The following is a 15,438-nucleotide window of genomic DNA, read 5'->3' as shown; positions in this document are numbered from 1 at the left end:
TCAGACGACGACAGCTATCGCGAAGCCGTCCCACCCCTTCGCACCCACGGTCTGCAACGCCGTGGCGTCGAACCGCGGGTCCTCCCCCAGCATCCGGAGTCCCTCCCGCGTGCCGATCACCTTGGAGTCGGCGGTGTCGTCACGGACGATCTCACCGTCGCGCCCGATGTTGTCCAGCACGATCACGGTGCCGGGGTGGCCGAGCTTCGCCGCCCAGTCGAGGTAGATGGTGTTGGATTCCTTGTCGGCGTCGATGAACACCAGATCGAAGCCGCCGACGAGTGTGGGCAGCACCTCCGCGCCGCGCCCGATCCGGATGTCCACGCGGTCGCCCACACCCGCGGCATCGATGCTCGCGCGCGCGAGCATCGCATTGTCGGACTCTGCCTCGACCGTCACCACCCGCCCTTCCGGACCGACAGCACGCGCGAGCCAGATCGTGGAGTAGCCGCCGAGCGTGCCGATCTCGAGCACGCGGCGCGCGCCGCTGATGCGCACCAGCAGGTTGAGGAGCTTTCCCGCCACGGGCGCGACTTCGATCGCGGGCAGACCGGCAGCACGCTGTGCGGCGAGCGCCGCCTCGAGTGGGGCATCAGGACCGACGAGCGTGTCGGCGAGGAACGAGTCGGTCAGGGACCAGGCTGCAGGAGAGGAATCCATGACCTCAGCCAACCCCCGCCGCCCCGGCCCGTCAAGACCGCGGCGGCGAGAGCAGACGCCCCTGCGCGTCGGCGAGCTCGGGCTGCGTGCGGAACTGTCCGGTCAGCACCAGGACGAGCGTGACCACGGCGATCACGATCCATGCCGCGACGCCGAGAGGCCCGGCCAGCGCCATGTCGGGTTGCGTGGCCGCGACGACCACGACGAGGCCGGCAGCGGCGTTGAGCGCTCCATGCGCCAGCACGGCGGGCCACACTGACGCCGACCGCAGGCGCAGCCAACCGAGCAGGATGCCCCACGCCACGCATCCGCCGATCATGAACAGCACTCCCGAGATGTCGGTGCGACCGAAGTTGTACCCGAGCAGGATGATCGGGCTGTGCCAGAACCCCCAGATGACGCCGCTCAGGATCAGGGCCGGCCAGGTGCCGAGCGGTCGGAGCGCCGGCACCAGCCATCCGCGCCAGCCGATCTCCTCACCGAAGGCGAAGACGCTGTTGAACAACGCCCCGAGAGGGATCATCGCGAACTGCGCGAACACGAGCAGGCCCATCGGAGGCAGCGGCGCACCGGCGGGGAGGGCCTTCTCGATCTCGGCCGCGAACGCGGAGAACGCGAAGTCCAGCTGCACGAAGCCGAGGCCGGCGGCGACGAGCACGCTCGCGACGACGATCACCGGCGGCACGAGCCAGCCCGCCACCATCAGCCAGATGACGCGCTTGGCCGGGCGCAGCGGCCACACTCCGAGGAACCGTGCGCGCTCCCCGCGGGCGGGAACCCTCATCAGGAAGGTGACGACGAGCACCGCGACCGCCGGGGTGAACATGATGACCGGCAGCAGCACGACGGCGGCCGGCTCGGCGAGACCGTCACCGAGCCACAGCGGCAGAGCCACGACCCACGCCAGGGCGCAGGCCACGATCACGAAGACGATCACCGCGGGCCACGGCACGCGTCTGGTCTGGGGGTCGAGTCGTTCACTGCTTCGCCTCTCTCGTCTGGTCGGGCTTCGTGCCCGGGGTTCTCGTGCCGTCCACATAGGCCTGCAGCAGCGCGGCCGCCTCCTCCGCGCCGTCGATCGTGGCGATAAACGGCCGACGGTCACGACGCGACACCTCGATCGCGGACCCGCGTCGCATGACGATCCCGTTCCTGCCGTCGACCGAGATGCGCCAACCCCAACCGCCGAACTCCCCGAACGGCGAGATCTCGACCGCACGGGCGGATTCGACCTCGGCGAGCGGGATGCGGATCCGCGGCCATCCCAGCAGCGACCGCGCCGCGAAGCCCTCCGGGGTGACGCGCACACGGAACGACGAGGTCGCCAGGAGCGCGAAAGCCACGAAGATCACGACCAGGACGACGATCCAGGCCCCCTCGACCCCGGCGATCAACATGAAGGCGGCGAGCGCCACGAGGCCCAGCTGCACGAGGACGAGGAAGACCAGTGGTCCGCGGGGCATGGATGTGGTCCCCACCCAGACGACGCGCTCGCCCTGCGCGACCGCGACGCTGTGCCGGGGCTCGAGGGTGCGCCCCTGTTCTGCGCGGACGCGCGGTTGGACGATCCACGCGACGGCGCTCACCACGACCAGCGCCGCGAAGCAGAGCGCCATGATCCCGCCGATGCCCGGCACGTCAGAGGGGTCTGTCAGGTCGCGCTGCATGGCGAGGGATCCGAGGCACATGACCGCCGCGAAGACGGCCATCCCGGCCGCAAGCGCACCCATCAGTCGGGCCGCGCCGCCCCAGTGGGCGCCGACCGACGCGAGTGGTGACGGCCATCAGCAGCGGCAGCACGAGTCCGACGCCGATCAGGAGCCAGACATAGGTCGACGGCGGGCCGAAGCCGTCGGCCCCGTTCACGCCCCAGTGCGTCGCGACCTGCTCCGGCAGTCCCGGCAGCCACGAGATCAGCACCAGGAGCGCGACCGCGGTGATCACGACCGGGACGACGACCGCCACGATCAGGAAGGTCAGACGTGCGCGTCGCAGGAGCCGAGGCGGGGTTCGGGTGAGGTCGTGCGTAGTCATGGCGAGTCCTCCTCGCGGCTCTCGGGCTTCATGGGGGCGGGTCGGGGTGCGGACACATCGCGGTGCGCGTGAACGATGCCGGCGAGCGTGTCTGCGGAGACGCCGAGGGCTGCCGCACGTCGCACCAGGAGATCGATCTCGTGCGCGAGTTCAGCGAGGGGTGCGGCGGTCGCGGCGATGACTGCTCCCCTGCCTCTGCGCAGGTCCACGAGGCCCTCGTCGCGCAGTCGCTGATAGGCGTGGAGCACCGTGTGCTGGTTGATGTCCAGCGCTTCCGCGACGTCGCGCGCGGCCGGCAGTCGATCGCCCGGCGCGAGGATGCCGGCGAGGATATCGGAGCGGACGGACGCCGCGACTTGGTCGAAGAGTGCGCGCGGGCTGTCGGGGTCGACGCGGATGAGCATCCGATCCTCCTCTCAGGGAATCGCTACTTATTCTATATGAACTAGAACAACTGTGGCAACCCTCCACACGTCTTCGTCTCCCTCGGCCCGATCGTCCACACTGACCTCATGCGCATCACTCCCCGTCGTCTCGCGATCGGCATGAGCCTGTGGATTCCCAACCTCTTCAGCGGCATCCGGGTGCGCCGCTTCAGTGAGGACTGGACACACGCCGCGGTCGAACTGCACGTCAACGTGTTCACCCGCAACTACGTCAAGACCGCGTTCGGCGGATCGATGTCGGCCATGACCGACCCGTACTTCTTCATGCTCGTGATGCATCAGCTCGGGCGAGATCACGTCGTGTGGGACACCCGCGGCGAGATCGAGTTCCTCAAGCCGGGGCGCGGCGTGCTGACGGCGGAGTTCGAGGTGTCGAAGGAGAAGGCGGACGAGATCCGCGAGCGCGCGCGCGGCGGAGCGAAGGTGCTGGAGTGGTTCGAGACGGTCATCACCGACCGCGAGGGCGACGTGGTCGCGAAGGTGCGTCGCGAGGTGTACATCCGCGAGAAGAAGCGGGTCACCGCAGCCCGGAGCTGACCACGGGCGCGAGCGTGGACGCCCTCGCGACCAGAGCAGGGGCGAGCCGCATCGTCCCGTGCGCGGTCGTCGCTCCCGACACCAGGCCGAGAACGAGCTCGAGTGCCGCGCGTCCGCTCTCCTCGAACGGCTGCCTGACGGTCGTGAGATCGAGTGCTGCTGCGACCTCGCCGTCGTCGTAGCCGACCACGGCGAGCGGGGCGGTTCCGTGGTCGGCGCGCAGTGCTGCCAGCACCGCGACGGCGAACTGGTCGTGGTTCGCAACGATCGCCGTCGCTCCGGCCGCCCTGGCCGCGGCGATCACCCGCCCGTCGACCGCGGACGGATCGGCGACCGCCAGATCGGTCATGGCCAGGTGCTGCGTCAGCCCCTCGACCCTGAGCATCCCCGCCGACACGTACGCCGGCGAGCGCTGCGGCTCGTGTACGAAGAGGACACGGCGATGCCCCAGCCCGACGAGGTGGCGGCCGATCTGAGCCCCGCCGTCGCGGTCGTCGACGAGGACGACGGGGCCACCGACGTCGGAACGCGTCGGCACGACGTCGACGTAGACGACCGGGATGCGTGCCGCTCTGCTCGCCCGCCGCGCAGCTCCGCCGAGCGGAACACCCATCACCACGAGACCGGTGACATCCGTGCGCGTCGGCAGCACGTCGAGCAGCGGCTCATCCGCCGCCGCGGCCGAATCGAGGTCGTACGGGATGATGTCGACCGCGGCATCCCTGGCCCGACGGAGCATTCCGGACAGGCGGCGCAGATACGACGGATACGTGGTGAACGGGGCGGCGACCGCGACACGGGCCGCTCCCACGCGCCGCCCCTGCGTCATGCGATACCCGAGCGCTGTGGCCGCGGCGACGATGCGCTCGCGGGTCTCCGGTCGCACCCGATGCGGAGCACTCACCGCCAGCGACACGGTGGAGATGCTCACTCCCGCCCGCTGAGCGACGTCGTAGATGGTGACCCGTCCCGGTCGTGCGCGCATGCTCTGACTTCCTTCTTCATCGAAGTTCTTCGATTGCCAAGACTAGGGCGGAAGTCGGAGGCGGGGTACCCGCCGGCGAGGAACACATCGAAGGAGATGCGATGCCGACAGCACGAACCCGATTCCGGCGCCCCGCGCTCGACAACGCGGTGGCGGCGTGGGAGGAGCGGGTCGCTCCGCTGCTCGACGAGGAACCCGGTGACCCGGCGGGGCGACGTCGGGTCGCCGCGAGGAACGACGACGCCGTCAGCGCGGCACTCGGGATCACGCCTCTGCCCACGGCGTCCGAGGAGCACATCGTCGCGGTCGACGGGCACCCCGATGTGCGCGCGTCCGGGTGTACTGGCCCGGTGCGGAGCGCACACCGTCGGGGAGCGGCCTGCCCGTGCTGGTGTACTTCTACGGCGGCGGATTCACGATCGCCGGGATCGACTGGGTCTCCTGGGATGCCCGCCTCCGGAGCAGAGCACGGGATGCGGGCATCGTGATCGTCGCGGCCGACTATGCGCACGCGCCGGAGCGGAGATTCCCCACTCAGCCGGAGCAGTGCTGGTCGGCGTTCGAATGGACTCGCGCCCATGCGGAGCAGCTCGGAGCCTCGCGCAACCGGATCGCCGTGGGCGGAGCGTCCTCGGGGGCGACCTCGCCGCCGCCGTGACGCTCATGAACAGGGATCGCTCCGCCCACCCGATCGCACTGCAGCTGCTGGAGAACCCCGCCCTCGATCTCACGATGGGACACGCGGACATGAGCGGCATCGACGCGAGGATGCCCGGGGTCATCGTGCGCGCCGCCGGCCGCACGCTGGTGCGGCAGTACCTCGGCGACGACTCCGCGACCGCCCGCCGACCGTACGCCTCGCCGCTGCTGGCCGCATCGCACGAGGGTCTCCCGCCCGCAGTGATCCTCACCTCCGAGCTCGACCCCCTGCGCGGCGACGGGGAGGCCTATGCGCGGGCGCTCTCCGCCGCGGGTGTACCGGTGACCGCGATGCGCTTCATCGGTCAGACCCACGGATCTCTGGGCTCGACCGGGTTCGTGCCCGCCGCGGACGCCGCGCACCGCATCGTCGTCTCCGAACTGCGCACCCTGCACGAAGGTTCCAGGGCATGAGCGACCATGACCAGGGCCGACCGCCGATGAGTCCGGAGATCCAGGAGTGGATCCAGCGCATCCGCGAACACTCCGCGACTCTCCCCGACCTGGACTCCCCGAGATGGGTGCGCGCCGTCGGGCGCAGCGCGAGCTGAGCGATCTCCTCGCCGTCGAGTTCACCGAACCGGTCCCCGCGGGCGTGGAGATCGACGACCTCACGATCGCCGGCGGAGGGGGTCCGCTGCGAGCCCGTCGTTTCCGCCCCGCATCCGTGATCGGCGCGCTTCCCACGATCGTCTGGCTGCACGGCGGCGGCTGGACGGGCGGCACGATCGACGAGCTCCTCAACGACCGCCTCTGCGCAGACCGCGCACTGCGCTCCGGTGTCCAGATCATCGCGCTCGAGTACCGGCTCGCGCCCGAGCACCCGTTCCCGGCTCCGGTCGACGACGCCGTCGCGGCGCTGGCCGACCTGCGCGAGCGCGCCGACGGTCTCGGGGTCGATGCGGAGCGACTCGGCATCGGCGGCAATTCCGCCGGGGCGACGATCGCCGCGACGACGGCGCTGCGCCAGCGCGACATCGGCGCACCGCTGCATCATCAGACCCTCGAGGTGCTGCCGGCGGCACTGCGGATCGTCGGCGCGTCGATGGGTCGCCTTCTGCTTCCCGCGGAGAAGGAGAGCGTCGAACGGCTCGCCGACACCTATCGCGCCGGGGCTCCGCTCGCCGAGGCGTCGCCGTTGGACGCCCCCGAACACCGAGGGCTCGCTCCCGCACTCATCCTCGCCGCCGAGTTCGATCCCCTCAGGGACGGCGCCACCGCCTACGCCGACACCCTGCGGCGAGCGGGCGTCCCCGTCGTGCTGCGCATCGGTCGCGGCCACGATCACGCGTCCCCCCGGTCTCACCGCCCGCTGGGATAGTGCGCGGCGGTGGCGTGACGTCTTCGTCGCCGAGCTCGCCGACGCCTACCGGACGCGCCGCGCGAGCGCCGAACCCGACGAGCATCGTCGGAGTTCGCGCATGACCAGCCCCACCCCGACCGAGACCAGGAGACGATGATGTCCACCCACGCAGTCGACCCTGTCTTCCCCGCGGACCCCACGCCGCCGCCCACTGCGGACGCGATTCCCGGCCGACGCCAGAGCCGATGGTTCTGGATCTGCTTCGTCCTGGGATGGCTCGGATCCGGCATCGCCCAAGGCGTCGCCAGCGTGGCGGTCCCCCAGCTGCTCAAGGAGTGGGACCCTGGTCAGGCGACAGGCAACCTCAGCATCATCCTGACATTCGGCGGCGCCGCCATCCTCGTCACGACACCCATCTTCGGGCGCCTCAGCGACCGCTCGATGTCGCGGCTCGGCATCCGCCGCCCCTGGATCCTCTCCGGATCGCTGATCGCCCTCGCGGGATACGCGGTACAGGCCACCGCCCCCTCGCTCCTCCTGCTCGGTGTCGGCACGATCCTCGTCCTCGTGGGCTGGGGAGCGGTGTCGATGACCGTCCACACGCTGTTCGCCGACCAGATCCGTCGAAGCATCCGTGCCATCATGTCGGCCGTCACCGGCGCCGCCACCGCGATCGGAATCCTGGGAGGTGTCTCCCTCGCGGGCATCGTCGCCCCGGCGGGCCAGATCGGCATGTTCCTGATCCCCGGGGCCCTCTCCGTCCTCCTGGCGATCACGTTGTTCTTCACGCTGAAGGACATCCGTCGGCTGGGGCCCGCCGAACCGATGGACTGGAGCGGCGTGCTGGCGACCTTCTGGCTGAGCCCGCGCCGCTACCCCGACTTCGCCTGGGCGTGGGTATGCCGCTTCTTCATGACGGCATCGATCGTGTCGGTCACGAGCTACCTCTACCTCACGATCTCCGGACGCTTCGGCATCGACGACCCGACGGCGATCGCCGCGGTGCAGACGCAGGCGACGGCGGCGTTCACCCTGATGAACCTCGTAATGGCTTTCGTCTTCGGCGTGATCTCTGATCGGACGGGGCGTCGCAAACCGAGTGTCATCATCGGCGCTCTCGCGAGCGCGGGCGGACTGGTCCTGGCGATCTCGTTCGGCGACATCGCGTTCTTCCTCGTCGGGATCGCTGTCGTCGGGGCCGGACAGGGCGCCTACATCGCGGCTGATGTCGCCTTGATGACGGAGTGCCTCCCCTCCGTCGAAGACGCGGGCAAGGACCTCGGGATCGTGGCCCTCGCCTATCTGCTGCCCGGCATCCTCGTGCCCGCCTTCGGATTCTTCGCGACGCGCATAGGCTCACCGACAGGTGAGAACTTCGGGGCGCTCTACGTCGGCGCCGTCGCGATGGCGGTGATCGCCGCATTCGCGGTCACCAGAGTGAAAGGTGTGCGATGACCGATGCTCCCCGCCTCAGCGGCGCGGCCCGCCGCGAGTACCGGCGCCTGACCCGAGCCGCGGACATGCCTGAGCCGACGCACCGGAGCGTCATCAGGACACCCGACATCCCGGTCGCCGCGGACGACGGCACCTCGCTTCTCACCGACCACTGGCATGCCGAGGGTGCCGGCGAGCACACGGTGCTGATCCGCACCCCTATGGGCGAGACGGCATCGCCGGGGTCGCCCTGTTCCTCGCAGAACGCGGACACCACGTGGTGGTGCAGAGCTGTCGCGGGACGTTCGGGTCGGGCGGGAGCTTCGATCCGCTCCACGACGAGGTCGACGACGGACAGGCGACGATGCGGTGGCTGCGCGCACAGTCGTGGGCGGCCGGGCGCGTGCACTCCTGGGGCGGCAGCTACTTCGGCGTGACCCAGTGGGCATACTGCGACGGCGCCGACCGCCCCGACGCGATGGGCATCGCGATCTCGGCACGCTGCTTCGACGACGCGATCCTGTACCCGGGCGGCGGATTCTCGATCGACACTCCGCTCACGTGGGCCTACGTCCTCGACATGCAGGAACGGTCCCTGCCGGCGAAGGCCCGGGCGCTGCTGCGTGCCCGCCGCGGGTTTCGACGCGGCGCGCTCGCGATACCACCCGCGGACGCAGTGCGGGTGGCGCGCGGCGCCGACCCGCAGTTCTTCCGCGACTGGGTCGAGCACAGCGACCAGGGCGACCCCTGGTGGAACCCGATGCACTTCGCGCAGGACATCGACACCGTCCCGCCCGTCACCCTGGTCGCCGGGTGGCAGGACCTGTTCCTGGTCGGTCAGCTCGCCGATCATGCCGCACTCCGCGATGCCGGACGCCCGGTGCGCCTGATCATCGGCGACTGGGTCCACGGAGCACCGGAGATCACCGTGATCGGCGTCCGCGAGGCGCTGCGGTCGTTCACACCGGACGCTCGCACGGAAGGCGTGCACCTCGAGGTGACCGGCGGAGGCGGGTGGCAGGAGCTGAACAGCTGGCCCCCGCCGCACGCCACGGTCACCGCCGCGCTCACGGCAGACGGCAGACTCGACCTCAGCGGCGCCGAAAGCCCCGCCGCCGCCGCCACCTATCGCTATGACCCCGCGGATCCGACACCGGATGCCGGCGGTAGAACCCTCAATCCGTTCTCTGCAGGACGTCGCAGACAGCGCGCCCGCGAACGCCGCCGGGACGTGCTCGTCTTCACCGGCGCCCCCCTCCCGGACGACCTCGTGGTCATCGGAGCACCGGAGATCACACTGTCCTTCGCATCGACGAACCCCCGGGCGGACCTGTTCGTGCGGCTGTGCGAAGTCGATTCTCGAGGCGTCTCGCGGGCACTCACCGACGGATATCGACGGCTCTCCCCGGAAGCGGCCGGAAACGACGCCGACGACACACGCTCCCACGACGCTGGTCGGGTGACGCTCGAACTCGCCCCGCTCGCCCACCGCTTCGCCGCCGGGTCGCGCATGCGCGTGCAGGTGTCCTCCGGTGCGCATCCTCTGCATCTGCGCAATTCCGGGACGGACGATCCGGTCAGGGACCATTCGCGACTGATCCCCAGCGATCAGATCCTGCACGTGGGCGGCTCGACCCCGGCGCTCCTCGCTCTGCCGGCACAAGGGACGGTCTCGGGGAGCGAGCCCTCGCGTCACCCGCCGTTCACCGCCGCGTGCCACGATGACGGAATGCCTCTCGCGCGACGACTGACACTCGGGGATGCCGTCGCCATCGGTCTCGGCTCCATGATCGGCGCCGGCGTGTTCGCCGTATGGGCACCGGCGGTCGGTGTCGCCGGAAGCGGCATCCTCATCGCCCTCGCGATCGCCGCCGTCGTCGCGTACTGCAACGCCGCCGCATCGGCGCAGCTCGCCGCCGTGCATCCCGTCGCCGGGGGACGTACGCATACGCCCGCGCCGAGATCGGACCGTGGTGGGGGTTCGTGGCCGGGTGGAGCTTCGTGATCGGCAAGATCGCCAGCTGCGCCGCGATGGCCATGACCTTCGCCGCCTATGCGGCCCCCGCCGGGTGGCAGGTGCCGGTCGCCGTGGCAGCCGTCGCCGCGCTCGCCACGGTGAACTGCTTCGGTGTCACTCGCACGGCGCTGCTCACCCGCATCCTGGTCGTCTGCTCGCTGCTCGGCCTCGCGATCGCCGTCGGATTCGGGTTCGGCGCGGCGTCTGCATCGACACCGACGCCGCTGCCCGATGCCACGGCATACGGTGTGCTGCAGGGGGCCGGCCTGCTGTTCTTCGCCTTCGCCGGGTACGCGCGCATCGCGACCATGGGCGAGGAGGTGGTCGACCCCGCGAAGACCATTCCGCGCGCGATCGGCCTCGCCCTCGCTGGCGCGGTCGTCGTCTACACGCTCGTCGGCATCGCGGTCATCCTGGTCCTCGGCGGGGACGCGATCGGCTCGACAGCGCCGCTGGTCGACCTGCTCGACGCGGCAGATGCCTCGGCATGGGCTCCGGTCGTCCGCGTGGCCGCCGCCGCCGCCTCGCTGGGCGCGCTGCTGGCCCTGCTGACCGGGATCGGTCGGACGACTCTCGCCATGGCACGGGAGAGCGACGTCCCGAGGTTCCTCGCCACGATCGACGAGCGCCACCACGTGCCGCAGCGCGCCGAGATCATGATCGCCGTCATCGTGATCGCGATCGTCCTCCTCGCCGATCTGCGAGGGGCGATCGGATTCTCGTCGTTCGGCGTGCTGCTGTACTACCTGATCGCGAACGCGGCAGCTTTCCGGCAGACAGGGCCTGCGCGCCGCTACCCCCGCGCTCTCCAGGTGCTCGGAGCGCTCGGGTGCCTCGTGCTGGTGAGCACCCTTCCGATCCTCGCCTCCAGCATCGGCGCCGGCGTCGTCCTGCTCGGCGTGGGCTATCGGATGCTGCGACTCCGGCTCACCCACGCCTGAGGTCAGCGGTTCGACTCCGCGCGATACACGCGAGGCGCGATGCCGAGCACCGTGCGGAAGTCACGCGTGAGATGCGCGTGATCGGCATATCCGAGTTCGGCGGCGATCGAGGCGAGATCGATCCCCGGCTCGTCGCGCACCCGCTGCGCCGCCTCCTGCAGACGCCGACGCCGGATCATCGCGGCCGGCGAGAGACCGACATGGCGGTGCGTCATCCGCTGCAGGGTCCGCACCGAGACGGCCAGCCGCGTCGCGGCCTCCTCCGGAGTCAGGGCCGCGTCGTCTCCCATCAAGACCTCCATGAGCGCGTTCGCCTGTCGCGCCGGCGCATCCACCTGCCCCGCCCGCTCCACCAGCCAGCGGGCGAAGGCGGCGACCGCACGCTCACGGCGCCCGTCACCGGTCGCCATGGCCCCGGCGACGGCGTCTCGCAGGCCGGACACCCCGGCGGTGACGAGCACGCGCTCGCCGTCGACCAGGGAGGAAGGATCGTCGCTCAGCGCGGCGACCGCGGCGGGGCGCAGCAGTGCGCCGACGGCCCACCCCTTCCCTCGCAGATCGCGGTGGGACGCACGGGTGGTCGCTCCCGACAGGGTCACCGTCTCGGCGTCGACGACGAGGTTGAGGGCCGGATACGCGACGATCTCCTGCCGCGAGGAGCGGCCAGGATCGATGTCCCACTCCGGGATCCAGAACCACGCGACGAGTTCCGCGACCTCGACCGGCGCGGGCAGCCGATGGAACTCCGGAAGCCGCGCCGGATAGAGCACGCCGCGTGTGGGGTCCACCATGCGCCCAGCGTAGGCGCCCGCACCGACATCGGAAGGTTGTCGCGGATCTTCAAGTCGCCGCCATGCCGTGCGACCTAGCGTGGCGACATGACCGACGACAGCACGACGACCCCACCTCCACGACCGGCGCGAACGGGCGTTACACGACCGACGGCCGTCCGAACGGAGCCACCTCGCTCACGCCCTTCCTCGCCATCGCGGACGCGAAGCAGGCGATCGATTTCTACCGCGACGTCTTCGGCGCCCGAGTCATCGACGTGACCGAGTTCGGCGGCGTCGTCGCGCACGCCGACCTCGACTTCGGACTCGGGCTGCTCCAGCTCGGAGAGCCGAACCCCGATTACCACCTCGTCCGCGCACCCGGAGGAGAGGACGACTGCTACTCGATGGGCCTGTACGTCTCCGATGTCGATGCCGTCGTGGAGAGGGCCGTCGCGGCAGGAGCCACCGTGCGCGAGGCACCGGCCCCCTTCGTCTCGGGTGACCGCTTCGCGAGCATCCGTGATCCGTTCGGGGTGCGCTGGTCGGTCATGACCCGCGTCGAGGACATCTCCGAGGAGGAGAGCAGCCGCCGGGTGACGGAGTGGGCGGCGTCGTTCAGCGCGGCACCGGCAGACGGCTCGAGCTGAGAGACCTCTCGGCCGCCCGGCACACGGCGGGCAGCAGCGCTTCGGCCGTGCGGCGGTAGCCCAGCGCGCTCGGGTGGAAGCGGTCGAGACTGAACATGGCCTCCGGCTCGTCGAAGAACATCGGCCCGACCGCGCGGCGCAGGTCGACCGGCTCGGCGTCGGCCCGTCGCGCCGTCTCGTCCTGGATCTCGGAGAGACGGCGGGACAGGCTGGACGCGATCCGACGGAGCGGCTGCGGCACCGCACGCAGCGCACCGAGGTCCGGGCACGTCCCCACGACGACCTCTGCCCCCATCGCTCGGAGCCTCCGGATCGTCTCGTGCAGATGCTGTGCCGACAGTGCCACCGGCAGCCGATGCGTCACGTCGTTGCCCCCGACGACGATCACGGCCACGTGCGGGCGGTACTCCCCGGGGAGGGTGTCGAGCTGTCCCGGCAGATCGGGCGACTCCGCGCCGACGACGGCCGCCGTGCGCAGTCGTACCGGCCGATGCATCCGGCGTCCTGCCGCCTTGGCCAGACGGCCCCCGAGTGTCTCCTTGCGGTGTTCGGCGCCGAGGCCCGCGGCTATCGAATCCCCGAGCAGCAGCAGCTCGAGCGGCTCGCCGTCGAGGGCGCGCCGCCAGACACGATCGGCATCCAGGGACTCTCCCCCAGCGGCTTCCCGATCCGCCGGCGGGCGAGGGCCGCCTGCTGCACGAGGACGAGACGGATGCCGCCGAGCACCGCTGCGGCGGCGAGCGCCACGACGACCGGGATGCGGATACGACTCACGCCCCGATTCCACCCCGCCACCGTGAACGCGACGTGAACGCCCGCCCGAGGTCGCGTTCGCGGGGTGCCCCGCCGGGAGCGCGCACACGTCGGGAGCGCGCACACATGTCGGACGGAACGGCGACGAGTCCCCCGACAACCGCGCATCCTCCCGACGGGTGTCCGGAAGATGCCCGGTCCGGCCGGGTCAGGAGAGCGGCTTGACCTCGAGGTCGCCTGTTCCGGCGGAGACGGTCGCGAACGCCGTGTAGCCGTCGGCGGCCGACCGCTCGAGCAGCGCCTTGACGTTCTTGGTGCGTCGCTCGAGCCGCACCCTGGCACCGCCCGCGATGAGCGTGGCCTTGTGCCGGACGAGCTCCGCGACCGGCACATCGGCATCGTGGATGAGCACGACCGCCCGCGCACCCGCGTCGGCCTCCTCGGCGATCAGGTCGACCAGACGCTCGAAGCCGAGGGAGAAGCCGACAGCCGGGACCTGCTGCCCGAGGAAGCGGCCGATCATGCCGTCGTAGCGTCCGCCGCCCCCGAGCGAGTATCCGACCGAGGGGTGCGCCAGCTCGAAGATGGTGCCCGTGTAGTAGCCCATGCCCCGCACGAGGAACGGGTCGAAGACGAGGGGGATGTCGCTCTGGCCTCGGCCTGCCGCGACGGCCTCGCCGATGCCCACGAGGTGCTCGACGAGTTCGGCGGGCGCACCGTCGGGCAGCGCCTTGCGGATCTGCCGCTCGCCGAACGGGTGGTACTCCATGGTCTGGGGACGTCGGAGGAAGGCGTCGAACGCATCGGCGGCCGCGGTCGAGGCACTGCGCTCGCGGAGCTCGGCGGCGACCCCCTCGGGCCCGATCTTGTCGAGCTTGTCGATCGTGATGAGAACGCCGGGGCGCTCGGCCTCGCTGAATCCGAAGCTGTCGAGCATCCAGTCGAGCACCCGCCGGTCGTTGATGCGCACCGTCGCACCCTCGAGACCCAGCGCGTCGACGGCGTCGAGCGAGGCGACCATCAGCTCCGCTTCGGCCCGCGCGGAGTCGTCGCCCATGATGTCGATGTCGCACTGCACGAACTGCCGGTAGCGTCCCTTCTGCGGCCGCTCCGCGCGCCAGACCGGTCCGATCTGGATCGAGCGGAAGACGGCGGGGAGCTGGGCCCGGTTGCTGGCGTAGAAACGCGCGAGCGGCACCGTCAGGTCGTAGCGCAGCCCGAGATCGGAGAGCGCGGCGGGATCGTCGGCGGCGGCACGGATCGCATCGGCGTCGAGGCCCCGGCGCAGGATGTTGTACGACAGCTTCTCGTTGTCGCCGCCGATGCCGGCGTGCAGGCGGCTGTACTCCTCGACGACAGGCGTCTCGATCTCGTCGAAGCCGTGCGCGAGGTAGCGCTCACGGATGACGGAGAGCACGCGCTCACGGCGAGCCTTGTCGGCGGGGGAGGATGTCGCGCATGCCGCGCGGCGGGTTCACAGTAGCCACCCGTCCATCTTCCCAGGTCGGCCGGTGCCGTCGCGCCGAGCGTCAGGATGCGGCTTCGGCGGCGCGCACGTCGTCTTCCAGCACGCGCAGCCGCTCGCGCAGAGCACGCTCCGCATCCCAGCCCCGAGCCCGCGCGGTCGAGACCAGAGCCAGCAGCGCCTCTCCCAGCTCGGCCTCGGACTCCGGCGCCGCCGACGACGGAACCGGAGCCACCGCCACACCGGCTCCCGCCGCGCGCCCGGCGAGCTTCTGTGCGAGCGCGAGGGCGGGCATCCCCGCGGCACGCCGTCGAGGACGCTGCTGCGGGTCCGCTTCTCGGCTGCCTTCGCCGCGTTCCAGTGCACCAGCACCTGCTCCGGGGTCTCGGCGACCTCGCCGGCGAAGACGTGCGGATGCCGACGCACCATCTTCTCGGTCAGCGTGCGGGCCACATCGTCGATGTCGAACGGGTCGTCCGGGTCCTGCGCCGCGATCGCCGCATGGAACAGCACCTGCCAGAGCAGATCGCCGAGTTCCTCGCGAAGGTCGTCGCGGGTGCCGGCCTCGACGGCGTCGATCACCTCGTGCGACTCCTCGATCAGATACGGCACGAGGTCGCGGTGCGTGATCCGCTGCGACCAGACGCAGCGCTCTCGGACCGCGTGCATGGTGTCGGCGGCGATGCGGAGCGGATCATCCGCATCCGCACGATTCTCGGGCTGCGAGCTCACGCGTCCTCCTCG

Annotated in this window: 16 protein-coding genes and 4 pseudogenes; 9 read left to right on the top strand and 11 right to left on the bottom strand. The window is 70.8% G+C overall.

All coding sequences use genetic code 11. The features are described 5' to 3' along the window. The 5 genes from G4G29_RS06800 to G4G29_RS06785 are packed head-to-tail and all read right to left on the bottom strand — an operon-like array spanning nucleotide 1 to nucleotide 3,098. Nucleotides 1-660 carry an O-methyltransferase gene (locus G4G29_RS06800; protein WP_183152259.1) on the bottom strand — a complete coding sequence of 220 codons (660 nt, stop codon included), beginning with the start codon at nucleotides 658-660 and terminating at the stop codon, nucleotides 1-3. Between the two features lie 31 nt (nucleotides 661-691). After that, the gene (locus tag G4G29_RS06795) at nucleotides 692-1,612 is read right to left on the bottom strand and encodes a type II CAAX endopeptidase family protein (protein WP_244632480.1); all 921 of its coding nucleotides are present in this window, start codon (nucleotides 1,610-1,612) and stop codon (nucleotides 692-694) included. 25 nt (nucleotides 1,613-1,637) lie between these two features. Beyond that, nucleotides 1,638-2,327 (bottom strand): hypothetical protein, encoded by a 690-nt coding sequence (locus G4G29_RS06790; protein WP_244632479.1) that lies wholly within the window; start codon nucleotides 2,325-2,327, stop codon nucleotides 1,638-1,640. Then, nucleotides 2,299-2,694, bottom strand: coding sequence for a DUF1648 domain-containing protein (locus G4G29_RS21600; RefSeq protein WP_244632478.1), 396 nt, complete (start codon nucleotides 2,692-2,694; stop codon nucleotides 2,299-2,301). Before G4G29_RS21600 ends, G4G29_RS06790 begins: the two co-directional genes overlap by 29 nt. After that, nucleotides 2,691-3,098, bottom strand: coding sequence for a GntR family transcriptional regulator (locus G4G29_RS06785; protein ID WP_183152257.1), 408 nt, complete (start codon nucleotides 3,096-3,098; stop codon nucleotides 2,691-2,693). The genes G4G29_RS21600 and G4G29_RS06785 overlap by 4 nt, the downstream gene beginning before the upstream one ends. Before the next feature lie 108 nt (nucleotides 3,099-3,206). Between G4G29_RS06785 and G4G29_RS06780 the strand changes: the two genes are divergently transcribed. After that, nucleotides 3,207-3,677: a DUF4442 domain-containing protein gene (locus tag G4G29_RS06780; protein WP_183152256.1), complete on the top strand. Its 471-nt coding sequence runs from the start codon at nucleotides 3,207-3,209 to the stop codon at nucleotides 3,675-3,677. Here G4G29_RS06780 and G4G29_RS06775 read toward each other — a convergent pair. Then, on the bottom strand, nucleotides 3,658-4,662 hold the full coding sequence (locus G4G29_RS06775) for a LacI family DNA-binding transcriptional regulator (protein ID WP_183152255.1): 1,005 nt from the start codon (nucleotides 4,660-4,662) through the stop codon (nucleotides 3,658-3,660). The two genes, G4G29_RS06780 and G4G29_RS06775, sit on opposite strands and share 20 nt — an antisense overlap. 337 nt (nucleotides 4,663-4,999) lie before the next feature. On the opposite strand from G4G29_RS06775, the gene G4G29_RS21595 reads away from it, so the two are divergent. The 7 genes and pseudogenes from G4G29_RS21595 (at nucleotide 5,000) to G4G29_RS06745 (ending at nucleotide 11,056) form a co-directional block, all read left to right on the top strand. Continuing rightward, nucleotides 5,000-5,320, top strand: a complete 321-nt coding sequence (locus G4G29_RS21595) for an alpha/beta hydrolase fold domain-containing protein (RefSeq protein WP_244632477.1) — start codon at nucleotides 5,000-5,002, stop codon at nucleotides 5,318-5,320. 5 nt (nucleotides 5,321-5,325) lie between these two features. Beyond that, a complete protein-coding gene (locus G4G29_RS21590) occupies nucleotides 5,326-5,775 on the top strand; it encodes an alpha/beta hydrolase fold domain-containing protein (RefSeq protein WP_244632476.1) in 450 nt (149 codons plus the stop codon). Further along, nucleotides 5,772-5,912 (top strand): hypothetical protein, encoded by a 141-nt coding sequence (locus G4G29_RS06765; protein ID WP_183152254.1) that lies wholly within the window; start codon nucleotides 5,772-5,774, stop codon nucleotides 5,910-5,912. The genes G4G29_RS21590 and G4G29_RS06765 overlap by 4 nt, the downstream gene beginning before the upstream one ends. After that, complete coding sequence (locus G4G29_RS06760) at nucleotides 5,879-6,682, top strand: alpha/beta hydrolase fold domain-containing protein (protein WP_183152253.1); 804 nt, start codon at nucleotides 5,879-5,881, stop codon at nucleotides 6,680-6,682. Before G4G29_RS06765 ends, G4G29_RS06760 begins: the two co-directional genes overlap by 34 nt. Before the next feature lie 138 nt (nucleotides 6,683-6,820). After that, nucleotides 6,821-8,119 carry an MFS transporter gene (locus G4G29_RS06755; protein WP_183152252.1) on the top strand — a complete coding sequence of 433 codons (1,299 nt, stop codon included), beginning with the start codon at nucleotides 6,821-6,823 and terminating at the stop codon, nucleotides 8,117-8,119. Nucleotides 8,120-8,270: 151 nt separating this feature from the next. Beyond that, nucleotides 8,271-9,746, top strand: a pseudogene (locus G4G29_RS21585) (CocE/NonD family hydrolase); the annotation flags it as partial. Between the two features lie 81 nt (nucleotides 9,747-9,827). Further along, a pseudogene (locus G4G29_RS06745) lies at nucleotides 9,828-11,056 on the top strand (APC family permease). 2 nt (nucleotides 11,057-11,058) lie between these two features. Here the strand turns inward: G4G29_RS06745 and G4G29_RS06740 are convergent. Next, nucleotides 11,059-11,847 carry a helix-turn-helix domain-containing protein gene (locus G4G29_RS06740; RefSeq protein WP_183152251.1) on the bottom strand — a complete coding sequence of 263 codons (789 nt, stop codon included), beginning with the start codon at nucleotides 11,845-11,847 and terminating at the stop codon, nucleotides 11,059-11,061. 62 nt (nucleotides 11,848-11,909) lie between these two features. Here G4G29_RS06740 and G4G29_RS06735 point away from each other — a divergent pair, with 62 nt between their 5' ends. After that, a complete protein-coding gene (locus tag G4G29_RS06735) occupies nucleotides 11,910-12,476 on the top strand; it encodes a VOC family protein (RefSeq protein ID WP_183152250.1) in 567 nt (188 codons plus the stop codon). On the opposite strand, the gene G4G29_RS06730 is transcribed toward G4G29_RS06735, so the two are convergent. From G4G29_RS06730 to G4G29_RS06720, 4 genes and pseudogenes are all read right to left on the bottom strand, one after another. Continuing rightward, the gene (locus tag G4G29_RS06730) at nucleotides 12,445-13,047 is read right to left on the bottom strand and encodes an SGNH/GDSL hydrolase family protein (protein WP_244632658.1); all 603 of its coding nucleotides are present in this window, start codon (nucleotides 13,045-13,047) and stop codon (nucleotides 12,445-12,447) included. The two genes, G4G29_RS06735 and G4G29_RS06730, sit on opposite strands and share 32 nt — an antisense overlap. Beyond that, nucleotides 13,044-13,250, bottom strand: coding sequence for a hypothetical protein (locus G4G29_RS21580; RefSeq protein ID WP_244632672.1), 207 nt, complete (start codon nucleotides 13,248-13,250; stop codon nucleotides 13,044-13,046). The genes G4G29_RS06730 and G4G29_RS21580 overlap by 4 nt, the downstream gene beginning before the upstream one ends. A 187-nt stretch (nucleotides 13,251-13,437) precedes the next feature. After that, a pseudogene (gene hisS / locus G4G29_RS06725) lies at nucleotides 13,438-14,689 on the bottom strand (histidine--tRNA ligase). Between the two features lie 69 nt (nucleotides 14,690-14,758). Next, nucleotides 14,759-15,363, bottom strand: a pseudogene (locus tag G4G29_RS06720) (MazG nucleotide pyrophosphohydrolase domain-containing protein). Between the last annotated feature and the right edge of the window lie 75 nt (nucleotides 15,364-15,438).

Origin of the sequence: Microbacterium sp. Se63.02b (assembly GCF_014171575.1) — a bacterium.
GTDB lineage: Bacteria > Actinomycetota > Actinomycetes > Actinomycetales > Microbacteriaceae > Microbacterium.
This window is presented reverse-complemented; position numbering and strand designations above follow the sequence as displayed.